The 16,498-nt window shown below is 33.1% G+C and carries 18 protein-coding genes; 12 read left to right on the top strand and 6 right to left on the bottom strand.

Annotated elements, in window-relative coordinates:
- Positions 1–9: 9 nt before the first annotated feature.
- The 3 genes from ACN0WY_RS01510 to ACN0WY_RS01500 all read left to right on the top strand — a co-directional run bounded on the left by ACN0WY_RS01510 (position 10) and on the right by ACN0WY_RS01500 (position 6,715).
- Complete coding sequence (locus ACN0WY_RS01510; RefSeq protein ID WP_330487409.1) at positions 10–1,500, top strand: RagB/SusD family nutrient uptake outer membrane protein; 1,491 nt, start codon at positions 10–12, stop codon at positions 1,498–1,500.
- Between the two features lie 425 nt (positions 1,501–1,925).
- The gene (locus ACN0WY_RS01505) at positions 1,926–5,039 is read left to right on the top strand and encodes a SusC/RagA family TonB-linked outer membrane protein (protein WP_417799319.1); all 3,114 of its coding nucleotides are present in this window, start codon (positions 1,926–1,928) and stop codon (positions 5,037–5,039) included.
- A gap of 11 nt (positions 5,040–5,050) precedes the next feature.
- Entirely contained in the window at positions 5,051–6,715 is a 1,665-nt protein-coding gene (locus tag ACN0WY_RS01500; protein ID WP_330487407.1) for a RagB/SusD family nutrient uptake outer membrane protein, read from the top strand.
- A 107-nt stretch (positions 6,716–6,822) separates the two neighbouring features.
- Here the strand turns inward: ACN0WY_RS01500 and pyrF are convergent, their stop codons facing one another.
- On the bottom strand, positions 6,823–7,638 hold the full coding sequence (gene pyrF, locus ACN0WY_RS01495; RefSeq protein WP_330487406.1) for an orotidine-5'-phosphate decarboxylase: 816 nt from the start codon (positions 7,636–7,638) through the stop codon (positions 6,823–6,825).
- 63 nt (positions 7,639–7,701) lie between these two features.
- On the opposite strand from pyrF, the gene ACN0WY_RS01490 reads away from it, so the two are divergent.
- The 9 genes from ACN0WY_RS01490 (at position 7,702) to ACN0WY_RS01450 (ending at position 13,181) form a co-directional block, all read left to right on the top strand.
- Positions 7,702–8,778 (top strand): ABC transporter permease, encoded by a 1,077-nt coding sequence (locus tag ACN0WY_RS01490; RefSeq protein WP_330487405.1) that lies wholly within the window; start codon positions 7,702–7,704, stop codon positions 8,776–8,778.
- A gap of 1 nt (position 8,779) precedes the next feature.
- Positions 8,780–9,262 carry a TlpA family protein disulfide reductase gene (locus ACN0WY_RS01485; protein ID WP_330487404.1) on the top strand — a complete coding sequence of 161 codons (483 nt, stop codon included), beginning with the start codon at positions 8,780–8,782 and terminating at the stop codon, positions 9,260–9,262.
- A 1-nt stretch (position 9,263) separates the two neighbouring features.
- Positions 9,264–9,758 (top strand): TlpA family protein disulfide reductase, encoded by a 495-nt coding sequence (locus ACN0WY_RS01480; RefSeq protein WP_417799318.1) that lies wholly within the window; start codon positions 9,264–9,266, stop codon positions 9,756–9,758.
- Positions 9,759–9,799: 41 nt separating this feature from the next.
- On the top strand, positions 9,800–10,558 hold the full coding sequence (gene tpiA / locus ACN0WY_RS01475) for a triose-phosphate isomerase (RefSeq protein WP_417799317.1): 759 nt from the start codon (positions 9,800–9,802) through the stop codon (positions 10,556–10,558).
- Complete coding sequence (gene prmA, locus ACN0WY_RS01470; RefSeq protein ID WP_330487401.1) at positions 10,558–11,391, top strand: 50S ribosomal protein L11 methyltransferase; 834 nt, start codon at positions 10,558–10,560, stop codon at positions 11,389–11,391. Before tpiA ends, prmA begins: the two co-directional genes overlap by 1 nt.
- 5 nt (positions 11,392–11,396) lie before the next feature.
- Positions 11,397–11,672, top strand: coding sequence for an ATP-dependent Clp protease adaptor ClpS (locus tag ACN0WY_RS01465; RefSeq protein WP_121146033.1), 276 nt, complete (start codon positions 11,397–11,399; stop codon positions 11,670–11,672).
- A gap of 2 nt (positions 11,673–11,674) precedes the next feature.
- Positions 11,675–11,947, top strand: a complete 273-nt coding sequence (locus tag ACN0WY_RS01460) for a hypothetical protein (RefSeq protein ID WP_330487400.1) — start codon at positions 11,675–11,677, stop codon at positions 11,945–11,947.
- A 476-nt stretch (positions 11,948–12,423) separates the two neighbouring features.
- A complete protein-coding gene (locus tag ACN0WY_RS01455) occupies positions 12,424–12,753 on the top strand; it encodes a hypothetical protein (RefSeq protein ID WP_417799316.1) in 330 nt (109 codons plus the stop codon).
- 2 nt (positions 12,754–12,755) lie between these two features.
- Positions 12,756–13,181 carry a TerB family tellurite resistance protein gene (locus tag ACN0WY_RS01450; RefSeq protein WP_330487398.1) on the top strand — a complete coding sequence of 142 codons (426 nt, stop codon included), beginning with the start codon at positions 12,756–12,758 and terminating at the stop codon, positions 13,179–13,181.
- Between the two features lie 38 nt (positions 13,182–13,219).
- Here the strand turns inward: ACN0WY_RS01450 and ACN0WY_RS01445 are convergent, their stop codons facing one another.
- From ACN0WY_RS01445 to speB, 5 genes are read right to left on the bottom strand one after another with little or no spacing between them, the layout of a single operon-like run.
- The gene (locus ACN0WY_RS01445) at positions 13,220–13,480 is read right to left on the bottom strand and encodes a hypothetical protein (protein WP_330487397.1); all 261 of its coding nucleotides are present in this window, start codon (positions 13,478–13,480) and stop codon (positions 13,220–13,222) included.
- A 21-nt stretch (positions 13,481–13,501) separates the two neighbouring features.
- Positions 13,502–13,786, bottom strand: coding sequence for a hypothetical protein (locus ACN0WY_RS01440; RefSeq protein WP_330487396.1), 285 nt, complete (start codon positions 13,784–13,786; stop codon positions 13,502–13,504).
- A gap of 4 nt (positions 13,787–13,790) precedes the next feature.
- Positions 13,791–14,759, bottom strand: coding sequence for a deoxyhypusine synthase family protein (locus tag ACN0WY_RS01435; protein ID WP_330487395.1), 969 nt, complete (start codon positions 14,757–14,759; stop codon positions 13,791–13,793).
- Between the two features lie 10 nt (positions 14,760–14,769).
- On the bottom strand, positions 14,770–15,549 hold the full coding sequence (locus ACN0WY_RS01430) for an RMD1 family protein (RefSeq protein WP_330487394.1): 780 nt from the start codon (positions 15,547–15,549) through the stop codon (positions 14,770–14,772).
- 1 nt (position 15,550) lies between these two features.
- Positions 15,551–16,489: an agmatinase gene (speB, locus tag ACN0WY_RS01425; protein ID WP_330487393.1), complete on the bottom strand. Its 939-nt coding sequence runs from the start codon at positions 16,487–16,489 to the stop codon at positions 15,551–15,553.
- Positions 16,490–16,498: the final 9 nt, after the last annotated feature.

Here is a 16,498-nt window from a genome sequence, read left to right as displayed (position 1 = left end):
TAAAACAATATGAGAAAATATATAAAACCAATATTATTAGGGGCAGTTGTAGCTCTTTCAATAAGCTGTAGTGATGATTTTCTAGAGGAAAGCCCTACTGAAAACGTTACTGTTGAAGACGTATCAGAGACAGGAAAGATTTATCCAGGTGTTTTAAATGGTACCTTAAGAGGTATTTATGAAACAATGTTACAAGTTGAAACAGGAGGATTACCAGGTTCACATGAAGATTATGGACAAAAAGCATATGATGTTATTAGCGACATGTTATCTGGAGATTTAGCTCTTGCTCAAAATGTTTATAATAGGTATAGTAGCATAGCGCAATTAATCGCTACTAACGACTTTACATTTACTAAGCCAAATTATATGGCTTGGAGGTATTATTATAGAATAATCAACTCTAGTAATTTGGTAATTAGGTCTTTAGGGGGTAATGATGCTGTAATTACAGATGCCAATAGAGAGCAAATGGGACAAGCGAAAGCGCTAAGAGCTTATGGATATTTCTATTTAACTCAATTGTATATTCCTGAGTATACACCTACATCAAAAATCTTACCTATCTATACAGAAGCTAATTCTGATGCACAACCACAAAGTACTACAGAAGAAGTATATAAGTTAATGGTAAAAGATTTAGAGGAAGCAATTACTCTTTTAGAATCGTATAACAGAGAAGAAACATACCAAATAAACAAGCATGTAGCTAAGGCTTTATTAGCTTATGTATATGCTTCAAGAGGTACTGGAACTGATAATACTAATGCTAGAAAATTAGCAGAAGAAGTTATAAATGAAGGAGGATTCCCGTTAACTTCTAAAGAAAGAGTAACAGGAGGTTTTAATAGTGTTGCTGAAAATCCAAGTTGGATGTGGGGTGTTGACATTACCATAGACAATGGATTAGATTTAGTATCATGGTGGGGGCAAATGGATTATTACACATTTAGCTACCAGTCGTTTGGAGATTTAAAACAAATAGATTTAGGTCTGTTTAACTCTATAAACGATAACGATATTAGAAAAACGCAGTTTGATAGTGATGCAACTTCAGGAAGCTATTTAATGCCTATAAATAAGTTTTACCACTCTGCTAAAAAATTCAGAGGTCAACGAAATATAGAATCAGATTATATTTATATGAGAGTTGATGAAATGTACTTATTATCAGCAGAAATGGCAGCTAAAGAAGGATTGGAAGTAGAAGCTAAAAACCGTATAAAAGACTTGTTGTCAGAGAGATATGAGAATGCTGCAGAGTATGCTTATATAGATGCTTTATCAGGTCAAGCTTTACTAGATGAAATCTATTTACAAACAAGAGTAGAGTTTTGGGGTGAAGGAAAAAGTTTCTTTGCGTTAAAAAGAAATAAAGCAACATTAACAAGAGGTTCTAACCATGCATATTTAACAGGAGAATCTATACCTTATAATGATGATAGATTAGTTCTTGAAATTCCACAATCTGAAGTTCAAAACAATCCCTTTATAAATTAATTCCTTTAGGTAAAATAATTTTCTTATTGGAATACGCATTCCCCTAAAAAGAAAGGGCTGAGTTTTAAACTCAGCCCTTTTCATGTTAAAGTAGTAGTTTTTCAGTTCAAAAAAATGGCAATTCAAATCAAAGTTATAAAAGGGGAGAGGGAAGCTTCATACATTTGTGTCAACTTATACCAACTTTGTTTTCATTGGTGTAATTATTTGAATTAATTATAAAGTCAGGGAGTCATTAACCTTGACTTTTTTATTTTTTATGTATTTATGTACTTTTTGCTCTTAAATGTTAAATAATTGGTTTTTAGCATTTTTTTTGTAATTTTAAATTTCTAATCTTCTTAAGGTTTTGACTTAACCCATCAGCGCAACCTCCCAAAAGAACCTCTCCAAAGAAAAAACCTTAGGTTTTAAATCTTTAATTTATGAGGTTAAAAAATTACCTAATGTTAATGTTTGCGCTAATAAGCATGACGATTTCAGCGCAAGAAAAAACAGTTACAGGAACAGTAACTGATCAAACGGGACCCTTACCAGGTGTTAGTATAGTAGTTAAAGGTACTAGCCGAGGTGTTGAAACAGATTTTGATGGGAAGTATGCCATTAAAGTAAACCAAGGAGACATACTTGTGTTTAGGTTTGTAGGACTCAAAACCGTCGAAAGAACGGTCGGAACTACTGCAGTTTTAAGTATTAAAATGGAGGAAGATACTAATTTACTAGATGAGGTAGTAGTGGTGGCTTATGGTACAACTACTAAAGAAGCATTTACTGGTTCAGCTAGTGTTTTAGGTGTAAAAGATTTAGCTACTCGTAATGTAACTTCTCCAATTGCGGCTATAGAGGGGCGAGCAACGGGTATACAATTTACATCTTCCGCAGGGCCTGGAGCATCTCCTGATATTATAATTCGAGGTGTTGGTACACTCAATGGAGATACAGATCCATTGTTTATAGTAGATGGTATTCAATATGAAGGAGAGCTAAATACAATAAACCAGGAAGATATAGAGTCTTTTACAGTGCTTAAAGACGCGTCGTCTACCTCATTATATGGTTCCAGAGCAGCTAATGGAGTTGTAATTATAACCACCAAAAAAGGAAAAAAGGGCGGAGTAAAAGTCAGTCTTACAGCTCAATCTGGAGTTGTAACAAATGGGATTCAAATATACGATCAAGTCTCACCAGGCCAGTATTATGAAACTATGTGGGAGGCATTGAAGAACTCTAGTGCTGGTGGAGGAGATGCAGCATTTGCTAGTGCTAATATTTACAACCAGTTAGGGTATAATCCGTTCAATGTACTAAATGATCAAATTGTTGGAGTAGATGGGAAGTTAAATCCTAATGCACGTGTTATATATAAGAGTCTCGATTGGTTTGATGAACTTCAACAAACGGGGATTAGAAATAACTATAACGTAGGGATATCAGCAGGTGGTGAGGATCATACAGTGTACTTTTCAGCTTCGTATTTAGATGAAGAGAGTTATGTGGTAACCTCTGGATTTGAACGGATAACGGCAAGATTAAATGCTGATTTTGATGTTAGTAAGAGTATTAAAATAGGAGGAAGTGCTAATATTGCTATAACTGAAGCAAGAGGACCAAGTTCTGCAGGAACGGGGAGTATTGTAAATCCATTTAGTTTTGCATTGGGCATGGGGTCTGTTTATCCAGTATACGTGAATGATTTACAAGGGAATATTGTAAGAGATGAATTTGGAAACCTAGTTTTTGATTCAGGAGAAGGTTTTCCGGAGTACAATATAGGTTCAAGACCAACCAACCAAGGTCGCCATGCACTTCAAGAATTATTGCTGAATAACGAAAGTGATAAAGATAATACTTATGGATTTAGATTTTATGGAGATATAAAACTTTTTGAAGGGCTTAATTTTAAAGTTACTTATGGTAGAGATATTAACGAGTTGTTTGAAAAGGAATATGAAAATGCAATCATAGGAGATGCTCAGCCAGATGGAAGGTTAAGTGAAGCCCGTGGACGACGAGAAGTAGAAAATTTCAATCAAATTTTAACTTATGCTAAAAATTTTGACCACCATAACTTAGAATTACTTGCAGGGCATGAGAGTTTTGAAAGAAGCTTTTCTAATTTACAAGGATTGGCCACCATACAAGCAGCTAATGGAATTTTTGAATTTGCTAACTTTTCAAATATTGTAGATTTAGATGGGGCAACTTTTGATAAAGCAATTGAAGGCTATTTTTTTAGAGCGAACTATAACTATGCCAATACATATTATTTTAGTGGTTCTGTTCGACGTGATGGATCTTCTGTATTTGATATGGACAAAAGATGGGGTACTTTTTACTCTGTTGGTGCTTCTTGGCGTATTGACCAAGAAAGCTTTATAAAAGAGATCTCTTTTATAAATAGATTAAAATTAAGAGCTTCTTATGGAGAAGTAGGGAATGATGATCTGTTAGATTCGTATTTGTCACAAGCTCGTTTTTCAATAACGTCCAATGCAGCTAATCCTGCCATTATTTTTACAGATATAGGGAATGCTAATTTACAATGGGAAACCATAGAGAATTTTGATATAGCACTGGAGTTTGCACTCTTCAATAACTTTTTAGATGGTTCTGTTGAGTATTATAAAAAAAATTCTACAGATTTACTTTACCTTTTGCCTATTGCACCTAGTAATGGATTAAATGAAGTTCCAGTAAATGCAGGTGATATGTTTAATTCAGGATGGGAAGTAGGCCTCACAGCCCATCTTTTTAATAAAGAGAGTTTTAAATGGGACTTAACACTTCAAGCTTCCACGTTTAAAAATGAAATCACAAAATTACCAGATCCATTTATAAATGGCTCAAAACGTTGGGCTGAAGGCAGGTCTAGGTTTGATTATTTCTTATTAAGAACAGCAGGTGTAGACCCAGCTAATGGAGATCAATTGTTTTATATGTACGAACAAGATGAAAATGGAGAAAGTGTTCCTGTTTTAGATGCAAATGGAAACCATGAAACAACCAATGATTGGCAGGATACAGAAAGAGCCTATACAGGAGATTCTTCTGTGCCAGATCTTTTAGGTTCTGTGTTGAATAAAATGACATACAAAGACTTCACTTTTGATTTTTTAATAACATATGGTGTTGGAGGAAAAGTGTTAGATAATGCATACTCTTCCATGATGCACAGTGGAAGCTACGGAAGGTCTTTACATCCAGATATATTAAATGCATGGAGACAACCCGGAGATATAACAAATGTTCCGAGGTTAGAAAATGGAAATCCAGATTTGGTTAGAACTCAATCAGACAGGTTTTTAACTGATGCGTCTTTTTGGGCATTAAAAAATGTCAACTTAGGGTATACATTGGATAAAAAAGTTGTAGAGTCTCTTAAAATGGACCATATAAGATTTAATTTATCCGGAGAAAACCTTTTCTTAAAGAGTAAGAGAAAAGGCTTAGATCCTCAGTATAATTTAGCAGGAACGCCATCTGGCGATGATTTCTCTCCGCCAAGAATTATTTCTTTTGGTATAAACGTTTCATTCTAAAAAAAATCATTATGTTAAATAAATTAAAATACTTATTAATAGCTGTTACCCTTATTTCGGCAACAGCATGTAAAGAAGACTTTCTTGAAAGAACCCCAACCAATGCTATTTCTGCAGCTGATGCATTAGCTAATGAAACAAACATGCAGTTAGTGTTAAATGGAGTGCATAGAGGATTGTATTCTCAGTCGCAAAATATATTTCCTGGAGGAGATTCTCAAAGAGCAGGAAATCACTATTGGATACCATTGGGAGATAATTTATCAGGAGGACTAATTCATAGTGCTAATGCTAATAATTTAGGTTGGAGAACTGAAATGCAATGGAACTCACATACCCAACCAACATCGCTTACAAATGAATTACTGTGGTATCATAGATATAATATAATCTTACATGCAAATCTATTGATTAATGGAATTTTAGAAGGTAGTTTAACAGAAACCCCAACATTAAATACAATTTTAGGACAGGCTTATACCTATAGAGCTTATGCTTATTTGTCTTTAGTACAGCATTATGGTAGGGGGTATTTGATAGGTACTCCTAGTACAGATCCTGGTGTGCCTTTGCTTTTTTCTTCAGAGTCTCCTTTTACTAGTGAGCCAAGATCAACAGTTGAAGTGATTTATAATCAAATAGGACTAGATTTGGATGCTGCGATTAGTGCTTTTGAAAATGGGGCATCAAGAGCATCAGGAGGGGCAGAAGTAAAATCGCAGTTAAATATAGAGGTCGCTTATGGATTGAAAGCTAGATGGGCTCTTTCTAAAGGAGATTGGCAAACAGCAGCAGATGCTGCTGTAATAGCACGTCAAAATTATCCGTTAATGAATGAATCAGAATGGAAATCAGGATTTAACACAAATGATCTTTCTGAAGTTATTTGGGGAAGTAATGTTATTCAAACGGAAACAACATTCTTTCGTTCTTATTTTTATCTAGCTAGCAATACTTTTAATGGAAGTCAAATTAGAAATAATCCTAAAATAGCTGACAGAAGGATAGTGGATGCAATTCCTGATACAGATTATAGAAAAGGTGTATTTATTATAGATGCACCTAACACAAACTTTTCGGCTTCAAATAATCAAGGTGGTCTTGACTCTGATACAGGATTACCAAGAGACCCTAATTATGTAGGGGATTTAGTTGCTTATAATGCCAGAAGAGCAGAAATAAACGCAGAATATGGTATTACAAATAGTTTTAACCAACACCCATATATGCACTTTAAATTGAAAAATAAGAATCCTGGTTCTATTGATCCTGACGATATAATATATATGCGTGCTTCAGAAATGTATTTAATAGAAGCTGAAGCAAGAGCAATGATGAACGATGTGATAGGAGCTCAAAATGCATTAAAACCTCTAGGTGAAGAGCGTGATAGTGCTTATGATGTAACTATTTATAATACACAAGAATCTTTAATGAACCATATTAAGTTTCAAAGAGCAGTAGAGTTATGGGGAGAAGGTTTTGGATATACAGATAAAATCCGTTGGGATGAAGGAATAGATCACGGAGCCAATGGAGGTTCTGGAGCTTCAGCAGTACTTTATCAAGGCGCTTATCAAGTACAAAAACCTTCTTTAAATGATGATTGGATCTTTAAAATTCCTCAAGCGGAAATTAATGCAAACCCAAACATAACACCAAGTGATCAAAACTAAAAGAGTTGTGAATAGAACGAGAAGCCAATTGCATTAAATTTTTGTTCTCATTTAATGCAGTTCTTTGAGTTAATTATAAGCCAAGGAGTCATTAACCTTGGCTTTTTTTAGTTTAAAATATTTTTCATTTGTTGTTGTAGTTCTGTAGCTTTTGTAGCTGCAGCTTCTGCAAAATCACTACCTCTAGAAGCATAAATAATCCCACGTGAAGAATTAATTAATAAGCCCACGGTATTATTGGTCATTCCGTACTTACAAACTTCTTCTAAGCTTCCTCCTTGTGCACCAACTCCAGGAACCAATAAAAAGCTCTCAGGAATAATTTTTCTGATATCCGCTAAATATTCAGCTTTAGTAGCACCAACTACATACATTAAATTTTGTGAGTTTTTCCAAGATTTAGATACCTCAAGAACTTCTTTATAAAGTTCTTTGTTATTGACGCTTAGCGTCTGGAAATCAAAAGCACCTTGATTAGAGGTTAAAGCCAACATAATGGTATGCTTATCTTCAAAAGCTAAAAAAGGTTCAACAGAATCTTTCCCCATATACGGAGCAACTGTTACTGAGTCAAAAGCTAAATCTTCAAAAAAAGCTTTTGCATACATGGTGCTGGTATTACCAATGTCTCCACGTTTAGCGTCTGCAATGGTGAAAATTTCAGGATATTTTTCGTTTAGGTAATTAATCGTTTTTTCAAGAGATTTCCATCCTTGAATACCATACGCTTCATAAAAAGCAGTGTTAGGCTTATATGCTACACAAAGATGGTGAGTAGCATTAATAATAGCTTTATTAAAAGCAAAAATAGGATCTTCTTCTTGAAGTAAATGGGGTGGGATTTTATCTAAATCAACATCCAGTCCAATACATAAGAACGATTTCTTTTTTTGAATTTCTGATACAAGTTGTTGTGTTGTCATGTGTTGTTGTAAAAGTTAGGCAAAAGTACATAAATTTAGCAGTTTCTGTTATCTTTGTTATATATGTTTCAATATATCGTTAACAAATTTTTTTACGGATTCTTAACACTGTTAGGGGTAGTTACTGTAATATTTTTACTGTTTAATATCTTACCAGGTGACCCTGCTCGTATGATGTTAGATCAGCGAGAAGACACAGAACAATTACAAAATATACGAAAAAAATACGGATTCGATAAACCTGTGTTTACTCAGTATTTGTATTATTTGAATGATGTTTCTCCGTTGTCTTTTCACAGTAAGAATAAAGAAAATTATACTTTTTTGTCAGAAGATAAATACGATGCTTATCTTTTATTTTCTATGGGAAATACAGGGGTGGTTGTAAAAACTCCGTATTTACGCCAATCATTTCAAAAAAATGGGAAAAATGTATCCGAAGTGATTAAAGAAACTTTACCCAATACAGCAATTTTGGCAGTAGTTGCCATAACTATTGCTTTGCTTTTAGGGATTGTTTTAGGCATCTTTTCGGCCTTATTTAAAGATCGCTTTTTTGACAGACTCATAGCAGTAGTTAGTACTTTAGGAATGAGTGTACCCTCATTTTTCTCAGCTATATTGTTTGCTTGGTTTTTTGGGTTTGTATTGCATACATACACTCACTTAGAAATGACAGGGAGTTTGTATGAAGTGGATGATTTTGGTGAAGGAATGCACATTCAATGGAAGAACTTGGTGTTACCAGCAATAGTATTGGGAATTCGCCCCTTAGCGGTTGTAATCCAGTTGATGAGAAATTCATTGTTAGAGACCTTGAGTCAAGATTATATTCGAACAGCTAAGGCAAAAGGGTTGACACTGTACCAAGTAATTAAAAGGCATGCTTTAAAAAACTCGTTAAATCCAGTAATAACAGCAATTTCTGGATGGTTTGCTTCCATGTTGGCTGGAGCGGTTTTTGTGGAATATATTTTTAACTGGAACGGATTAGGAAAAGAAATAGTAAACTCGCTAAATACGCTTGATTTGCCCGTAATTATGGGAGCTGTTTTAGTCGTGGCTACATTGTTTATAATTATTAATATAATAGTAGATATTTTATACAGTTGGTTAGATCCAAGAATAAGGTTACAATAAAATGAGAAAATTCGGTCTATTAATTGCCATAGTTTTTTTGTCAAGTTGTGCTGTTTTTCAGCCCAAACATTTTACTCAAACATCTTTGAATGAAGAATTATTAACTCTAGAAAGAAAGTCAACTTCATTTAAGGAAGTCTTAAAACAACATAAAGGGAAGAAAATTTTCATACAAATCTTTGCAAGTTATTGTCCTTATAGTCAACGTAGCTTTGAAGATGTTTTACTGTTTCAGAAGAAAAACCCAGAACTTACGTATGTTTTTGTATCAGTAGACCATTCATACCATGATTGGAAAAGAGGTTTAGAAAGCATTTTTGTAAAAGGACAACATTATTACCTTCCCAAAAAAGGAAAAGGGGAACTTGGTGAATTCTTAAACTTAAAAACAATTCCAAGGTTTTTAATTATAGATGAAGAAGGAAAAATTAAGGTATATAAAGCATCAAAAGTATCAGATAAACTTCAAAATAAGACACAGTAGAATGAAGCGAATAGTACTCATAGTTTTTATTGGAATAAGCATGTTAAGTTGCTCAAAAGAAAACCCAGGTAAGTTTTCGAGAGAAGCTTTAGAGGATGTTTTTATTTCTTCAGAAGGAAATGAAACTCCTTTTAATAAAATTTTAAAAAAGCACAAAGGGAAAAAGATATTAATAGACGTTTGGGCTTCTTGGTGCCCAGATTGTTTAAAAAGTATTCCCGAAGTGCAACATATTCAGGAAGAATATAAAGAAGCAGCTTATGTTTTTTTGTCTTTAGATAGAAATACGAGAGATTGGAAAAATGCCATTATGCGTCTAAAAATAAAAGGAGACCATTACTTTATGCAATCGGGTTGGGAAGGAAAGTTTGGTAAGTTTTTAGACTTAAATTGGATTCCAAGATTTTTAGTAATTGATGAGAATGGGAAAATCATGGTGTTTGATGCTACAAAAGCCAGCGATAAATTAATTCGTCAAAGCCTAGAAATAATGTAATTTTGCAAACACAAAATCAATAACCAGAAAAAATAATACACGTGAGACAAAAAATAGTTGCAGGTAACTGGAAGATGAATAAAAACCTTGATGAAGCAAAAGAACTAATCAAAGGAATAAAGAAAGAAGTAAAAGCGGGTATAGAAAAAGGTACCAGAGTAATGATTGCTCCTAGTTTTGTAAACTTACAATCAGCAGTAAAAAAGACCCAAAAGTCAATCATAGAAGTAGCTGCGCAAAATATGCACCAATCAAAGAATGGCGCATTTACCGGAGAAGTTTCTGCAGATATGTTAATAAATCTTGGTGTAAACATCGTAATTTTAGGACATTCTGAGCGTAGAGAGTATTTTGGCGAAACAGATGCGTTATTGGCACAAAAGGTAGATTCTGCTTTAGGTAATGGATTAGAAGTTGTTTTTTGTTTTGGAGAATTACTAGAAGATAGAAAGTCTGAGAATCACTTTAAAGTGGTTGAAAACCAACTAAAAAAAGCATTGTTCCACCTTCAAAAGGGGAGCTTCGCAAACATTATTTTAGCGTACGAGCCTGTTTGGGCAATCGGAACAGGGGAAACAGCTTCACCGGAGCAAGCACAAGAAATGCACGCTTTTGTAAGAGAACTTTTTGCGAAAGAATATGGGAAAGATACAGCTGATACCATTTCAATTTTATATGGAGGAAGTGTAAAACCTGCAAATGCTAAAGAGATTTTTTCTAAGCCAGATGTCGATGGAGGTTTAATAGGTGGAGCAGCGTTAAAAGCTGAAGATTTTGCAGCAATAATTAAATCAATTTAATGGATAATATTTATATAGAATATACTTTTGAAGTAGTGCCGAAAGATCCAGCAACTGAAATCTTAATAGCAGAACTTGGTGTTTTAGGGTTTGAAAGTTTTGTAGAAAATGAAAACGGAGTTGTAGCGTATATTCAAAAAGATGATTGGAACGAAGCTATTTTAGACAATGTGTTTGTATTGAAATCAGAAGAGTTTTCAATTCAATACGAGCACAAAGAAATAGAACAAACCAATTGGAATGCAGAATGGGAAAAGAATTTTAATCCTATTCAAGTAGACGATTTGGTTAGCATCCGAGCGCCATTTCATGAAAACCCGAACTTGAAGTACGATATTGTTATTGAGCCAAAAATGAGTTTTGGTACAGGTCATCATGAAACTACTCATATGATGGTACAACATTTACTTAATTTAGATGTGGCAAGTAAAAAGGTGTTAGATATGGGGTGTGGTACAGGGATTTTAGCAATTTTTGCTGAGATGAAAGGAGCACAACCTATCGATGCTATTGATATCGATGCTTGGTGTTATGAAAACTCTTTAGAAAATGTAGAGAGAAACTCATGTCAACATATTTCAGTTTATGAAGGAGATGCATCCTTATTAAAAGGAAAAAAATACGATGTAATCATAGCAAATATTAACCGAAATATTTTGTTAAACGATATGCAAACGTATGCGAACTGTTTGACTGAAAATGGAGTTTTATTATTAAGTGGGTTTTATAGTGAAGATATTCCAGTGATTGATAATGAGGTGTCTAAGTACAGTTTAACATTAAAAGATACCATACAAAGAAATAATTGGGTAGCTTTGCAATATCAAAAATAAAACAAATGAGTACGATAGAAAAAATTCAAGAAGAGCTAGATGTTTTATTAAATGAAACAAGAAAGCATGAAATTGTTTTACACAACGATGATGTAAATACCTTTGATTTTGTAATTGATAGCCTTGTAACTGTATGTGACCATACGCTAGAACAAGCAGAGCAATGTACTATTTTGGTACATTATAAGGGGAAGTGTTCGGTTAAAACAGGTGAGTATAAAGACTTAGAACCAAGGTGCTCTAAATTATTAGAGTTAGGTTTATCAGCAGAGATAGTGTAAGAATGGAGAACGTTTTTAGGTATTACGAATTTTCAGAATTTTTTAAAGACAGTTCTGGAGCATTTCAAGACAACGATATAAGTTTTTCAGAACTAAACAACGAACATTTTTTAATTTTTGAAAAGAAAGATTCTCAGTTTAATCTTTATGTATCAAAATACAGTTCAAAAAAGAGTATAGGAAAAGAACCACCGACAATACTAGAATTATTGGTGGAAAATTACGACAAATCCATACCAGAACACAGAATAGTACTTAGAAAATACTTGTATTAAAAAACTCAAAAATAAAATTTGAGTTTTTTTTATGCTTTTAAGTGACCAATTTAAAATTATAGTGTCATACTAATGTAAGCAAAAGAACAGCACAAAATTCGATTAAAGATATTGCCTCTTAAATGCATAACTTCTCTTTTTTTGCTTGAAGCTTACAAAGAGAAGTTTTTTTAAAAGGCTAAAAATAGTAGTAGTTAGTTTTTATACTAAGTTTGGTTAGACGAAAAGGCCTTAAGCGAAAGTTTAAGGTCTTTTTTATTCGATTTTTTAACTAAAAAATAATTAATGCTAAGTAAAAAAGAGTAAAAAATAATGTATCTTTATAGTAGCTGAAACAGCAAAATAAAAGCCTATGTAACATCATTTTCTTTAAATACCACGAGCATAGCTAAAAGTAGCCTTTGCTAAAAGAAACTTGGACTTGTTGTGGTTAATATCCAAGATAAAAAAGGTAGATAATTAAAATTTTAAAGAGAATGAAGAATACGATTATAAAAACAGTTTTTATATTATTTGTTGGGGTAGGTTTGGCATTTACTACTCAACAAAACAAACTTATAGATCCTATAAAAACTGTAGCAACTTTTCAAGGTTATGATGAGTATGGGTATACTTTTTCGTATGAAAACGAAGAGGGAGATGAAGATGTAATTAGCTTTGAAACTATATCAGATAAAATATTAAAAATTTATAACTTAAAAGAAGATAAATTTGTAGGACAGGTATTTGAAATTACGTATGATTATAAGGTGTCAGACGATGAAATTGAAACTCCTGTACTACAATCAATAAAAAAAGTAGAATAATTATGAGTATTGTAGATTTATACGAGTCAAGTAAGCATAGAAATAACGTAGCACATTTTAGTGCTATTGTTAATCTTGCGATTATTGATGGCGATTTAAATGAAGAAGAAGAAAAATTAGTGAATCGATTTGCTAGAAAGTTAGATATAACAGAAGCAGAATATCAAGAAATAGTAGAAAACTCTAAAAAGTATCCAGTAGTGCCACAGGCAAAAACAGACGATAGATTAGAGCGTTTGTTAGATTTATTTAAAATAATTTACTCAGACCATCAAATAGATGAAGCTGAGTTAAAGTTAATTTTGAGGTATGCTATTCAACTTGGTTTTTCACAAGAAAAGGCAGAGGAAATTATTTCTAAAACCACAAAAATTTTCAGTGGTGAAATAGATTTAGATCAGTATAAATCAATACTAAACATCTTATAAAAGTAACATCCCATTCTGTACAGAATGGGATTTGTTTTTTAAAGCAATTGTAAATTTTCCAACTTAAAAATCACAAGATCTTCGTCGTCTACATCGTCAAAAATTTCTTTGTAGGTGATTTCGAAGTTTTTGTTTTTGTAAGCAGAAGATTTTAAATCTAAATGCTCAAGATTCTTTTTGTTGATTTGTTCAAAATCAATAATATCTCCGTTTTCTAATTCGAAAACATAATAGCCGTTTGTGTATCCTTGATAAACGCCGACTAATGTAACTGTTTGTTGTGAGTTATAATAAGCCATGGTTTAAATACAATTTACTACTTACTCATTATCAAAATCGTCAGTTATTTCGATTTCATCAAAAGTATCATCGTCATTATCGTCATCATCAGTTTCATGATCCTCCATTGTTTGTTGTAGCTGAGAACTTATTTTTACTAAAAAAAGAGTGTCTTCAGTATTTACTTCTACAGCTTTTACCGTTTCTCCTTTACTATTTTTAAAGGAAATAATGTCCGAATGATCATATCCATCAGGATACCTCTCAACTAATAAATCTAAAATATTAGTAGTTAACTTAGCATAGTCTACAATAACTCTCTTCATAAGGTTACATTTTTAATAAATAAGCAAATATTAATGGAGCAACAATAGTTGCGTCACTTTCTATAATAAACTTAGGCGTGTCAATATCTAACTTACCCCAAGTAATTTTTTCATTAGGAACAGCTCCTGAATACGATCCATAGCTAGTGGTTGAATCTGAAATTTGACAGAAATAACTCCAGAAAGGAGTGTCTTCTCTCTCTAAATCTTGATATAACATTGGCACTACACAAATAGGGAAATCTCCCGCAATTCCTCCTCCAATTTGGAAAAATCCGATGCCATTTTCAGAGTTTTCAGTATACCAGTCTGCTAAAAAGGTCATGTATTCAATACCTGATTTCATCGTAGCAGCTTTTAGTTCTCCTTTTACTACATAAGAAGCAAAAATATTTCCCATAGTACTGTCTTCCCATCCAGGAACAACAATAGGTAAGTTCTTTTCAGCAGCAGCATACATCCAAGAATCTTTCAAGTCTATTTCGTAATACTCTTCTAAAACACCTGAGAGTAATAATTTGTACATGTATTCGTGAGGGAAATAACGTTCACCAGCTTCTTCTGCATCTTTCCAAATTTTGAAAATATGTTTTTGTAGGCGTCTAAAAGCTTCTTCTTCTGGAATACAAGTATCTGTAACACGATTCAATCCCTTTAATAATAAATCCCATTCATCTTGTGGAGTTAAATCACGATAGTTAGGAACTCTTTTGTAGTGTGAGTGCGCTACTAAATTCATAATGTCCTCTTCAAGGTTTGCCCCTGTACAAGAAATAATATCGACTTTATCTTGACGAATCATTTCAGCAAAAATTTTACCTAACTCAGCTGTACTCATCGCACCAGCTAACGATACTAACATTTTAGAGCCTTGCTCTAATTGAGCTTCATACCCTTTAGCAGCATCTACTAGCGCTGCAGCATTAAAGTGTAGGAAGTATTTTTCTATAAAATTGGTTATAGGTTTGTTCATTATATATTTTTTAAATTGATTTTTCAACAATTACTTGGACCACTTCAAAAAGGATTAGAATGATAATAATCCACTCTAGCATGCTGCTATATTTATGTTGTAGTATATCGTTGAATAAATCTAAATTTTCTTTAATTACGTTTAAACTATTTTCAATTCCTTGATGACGTTTTACAATATCTAATTCATCTTTTAACTTGTAATCTAAATCAGACAAATCTTTGTTGTTCCAAGCAACATTTGGTGAGTCAAAAACAAACAGGTTTTCGGCAATGTTATTTTTTAAATTCATCGTTTTTCCGATAAACTTTCTCATTTGAATTTTAGAAAGGTTAAAACTTCCTGTTTTTTCTAACTGCTTCGAATATACTAATGTTTTGTCATGTAAATCAGATGTTTTATTTACATAATTCATCAACGCTACCGATTGTGCTAGGTTAAGCATAATGATATGCGCCACATCATCGTTTAATTCTTTAATTTGAATAGTTCCGAAATCAACTTCTATCGTATCAGAAAAAGTAATATTGTATTTTTCTGAAGGGAGGCTGTTGATAACCAACGTTTTTTTTGGAATTAAAAAACTAACAATTTGATTAGTTAAATCATCTGTACAGTTCATAAAAACAACACTTCCATATTCTTTTATATAAATGTATGAGTTGTTTGAGATTTTGTATAGTAAAAAAGAGTGCTCTCTTTTTACCAATTCATACGATTCAAACTGTGAGCGAATAGCACTCAGTGCTATTCGCTTTTCAAGATGATATGCTACTGTTTGTAGGTGCATTTTAATAATCGTCGTCGTCGCTTTTAAACTTTGCTAATTTGTTAAAAGGTGAGCTTTCGTCGTCGTCGTAATCTTCTTCATCTTCCATAGTAGAAGAAAATTTATAGCTCAACATTTTGTAGTATAATTTAGCCGCTAAAAAGTCTGAAGACTTCTCATTTTCGTTAGGGCATAATTCTACAATGTCAAAACCTACTACGTTTCTTTCGATAAATACTCTCTTTAAAAATTCTAAGGTTTCATAGTAAAACAACCCTCCTGGTTCTGGTGTTCCTGTACTTGGTAATAATGAGGGATCGATAGCATCTAAATCAAAAGTAATAAAAACATTACCTGTTAATTGGTCAATAACTTCATCCATCCAGTATTCGTTTACCGCCATATCGTGTGCAAAAAAGACCTTGTCCATGTTCATAGAAGACTTTTCTGATATGTCCATACTGCGAATTCCTACTTGTACTAAGTTAGTTGTTTGACTCGCTTCATATACAGCGCAAGCATGATTGCATGAACTGCCTTCATATTCCTTGCGTAAATCAGCATGCGCATCAATGTGTAGTACTGTTAGGTTGTTAAAACATTCGTTAAAAGCACGGATAGTACCGATAGAAATTGAATGTTCTCCACCAAAAAGGGTAACAAACTTATTTTTATTGATGAATTTTTTCGTTGTTGCATGTACTGCCTCTACCATCGTTTCAGGAGAAGCGTTTTCTGTAACTGCATCCGCTAAATAAATACCTTCTTTATATACTTCGCTATCAGTTTCTATGTCGTATAGTTCCATGTTTTCTGAAGCGTCTAAAAAAGCTTCAGGACCTTTGTCAGCTCCTTTTTGCCAAGTACTAGTTCCGTCATAAGGAACAGGGATAAGTACTACTTTAGCATTCTCTAATCTTGCATATTGGTCAGGTATTCCTGCGTAATTTCTTTTTTTCATTTTGATATT

The organism is Tenacibaculum sp., from assembly GCF_048269885.1.
In the GTDB taxonomy this organism is placed as follows: Bacteria; Bacteroidota; Bacteroidia; order Flavobacteriales; family Flavobacteriaceae; genus Polaribacter.
The sequence above is the reverse complement of the archived record's forward strand: the minus strand, read 5'-3'. Positions and strand labels throughout refer to the sequence as shown.

Excerpts from the sequence above, each read along its gene's own strand:
- ACN0WY_RS01510 (WP_330487409.1), top strand. The coding sequence starts at position 10 with ATGAGAAAATATATAAAACCAATATTATTAGGGGCAGTTGTAGCTCTT.
- ACN0WY_RS01505 (WP_417799319.1), top strand. The coding sequence starts at position 1,926 with ATGAGGTTAAAAAATTACCTAATGTTAATGTTTGCGCTAATAAGCATG.
- ACN0WY_RS01500 (WP_330487407.1), top strand. The coding sequence starts at position 5,051 with ATGTTAAATAAATTAAAATACTTATTAATAGCTGTTACCCTTATTTCG.
- pyrF (WP_330487406.1), bottom strand. The coding sequence starts at position 7,638 with ATGACAACACAACAACTTGTATCAGAAATTCAAAAAAAGAAATCGTTC.
- ACN0WY_RS01490 (WP_330487405.1), top strand. The coding sequence starts at position 7,702 with ATGTTTCAATATATCGTTAACAAATTTTTTTACGGATTCTTAACACTG.
- ACN0WY_RS01485 (WP_330487404.1), top strand. The coding sequence starts at position 8,780 with ATGAGAAAATTCGGTCTATTAATTGCCATAGTTTTTTTGTCAAGTTGT.
- ACN0WY_RS01480 (WP_417799318.1), top strand. The coding sequence starts at position 9,264 with ATGAAGCGAATAGTACTCATAGTTTTTATTGGAATAAGCATGTTAAGT.
- prmA (WP_330487401.1), top strand. The coding sequence starts at position 10,558 with ATGGATAATATTTATATAGAATATACTTTTGAAGTAGTGCCGAAAGAT.
- ACN0WY_RS01465 (WP_121146033.1), top strand. The coding sequence starts at position 11,397 with ATGAGTACGATAGAAAAAATTCAAGAAGAGCTAGATGTTTTATTAAAT.
- ACN0WY_RS01460 (WP_330487400.1), top strand. The coding sequence starts at position 11,675 with ATGGAGAACGTTTTTAGGTATTACGAATTTTCAGAATTTTTTAAAGAC.
- ACN0WY_RS01455 (WP_417799316.1), top strand. The coding sequence starts at position 12,424 with ATGAAGAATACGATTATAAAAACAGTTTTTATATTATTTGTTGGGGTA.
- ACN0WY_RS01450 (WP_330487398.1), top strand. The coding sequence starts at position 12,756 with ATGAGTATTGTAGATTTATACGAGTCAAGTAAGCATAGAAATAACGTA.
- ACN0WY_RS01445 (WP_330487397.1), bottom strand. The coding sequence starts at position 13,480 with ATGGCTTATTATAACTCACAACAAACAGTTACATTAGTCGGCGTTTAT.
- ACN0WY_RS01440 (WP_330487396.1), bottom strand. The coding sequence starts at position 13,786 with ATGAAGAGAGTTATTGTAGACTATGCTAAGTTAACTACTAATATTTTA.
- ACN0WY_RS01435 (WP_330487395.1), bottom strand. The coding sequence starts at position 14,759 with ATGAACAAACCTATAACCAATTTTATAGAAAAATACTTCCTACACTTT.
- ACN0WY_RS01430 (WP_330487394.1), bottom strand. The coding sequence starts at position 15,549 with ATGCACCTACAAACAGTAGCATATCATCTTGAAAAGCGAATAGCACTG.
- speB (WP_330487393.1), bottom strand. The coding sequence starts at position 16,489 with ATGAAAAAAAGAAATTACGCAGGAATACCTGACCAATATGCAAGATTA.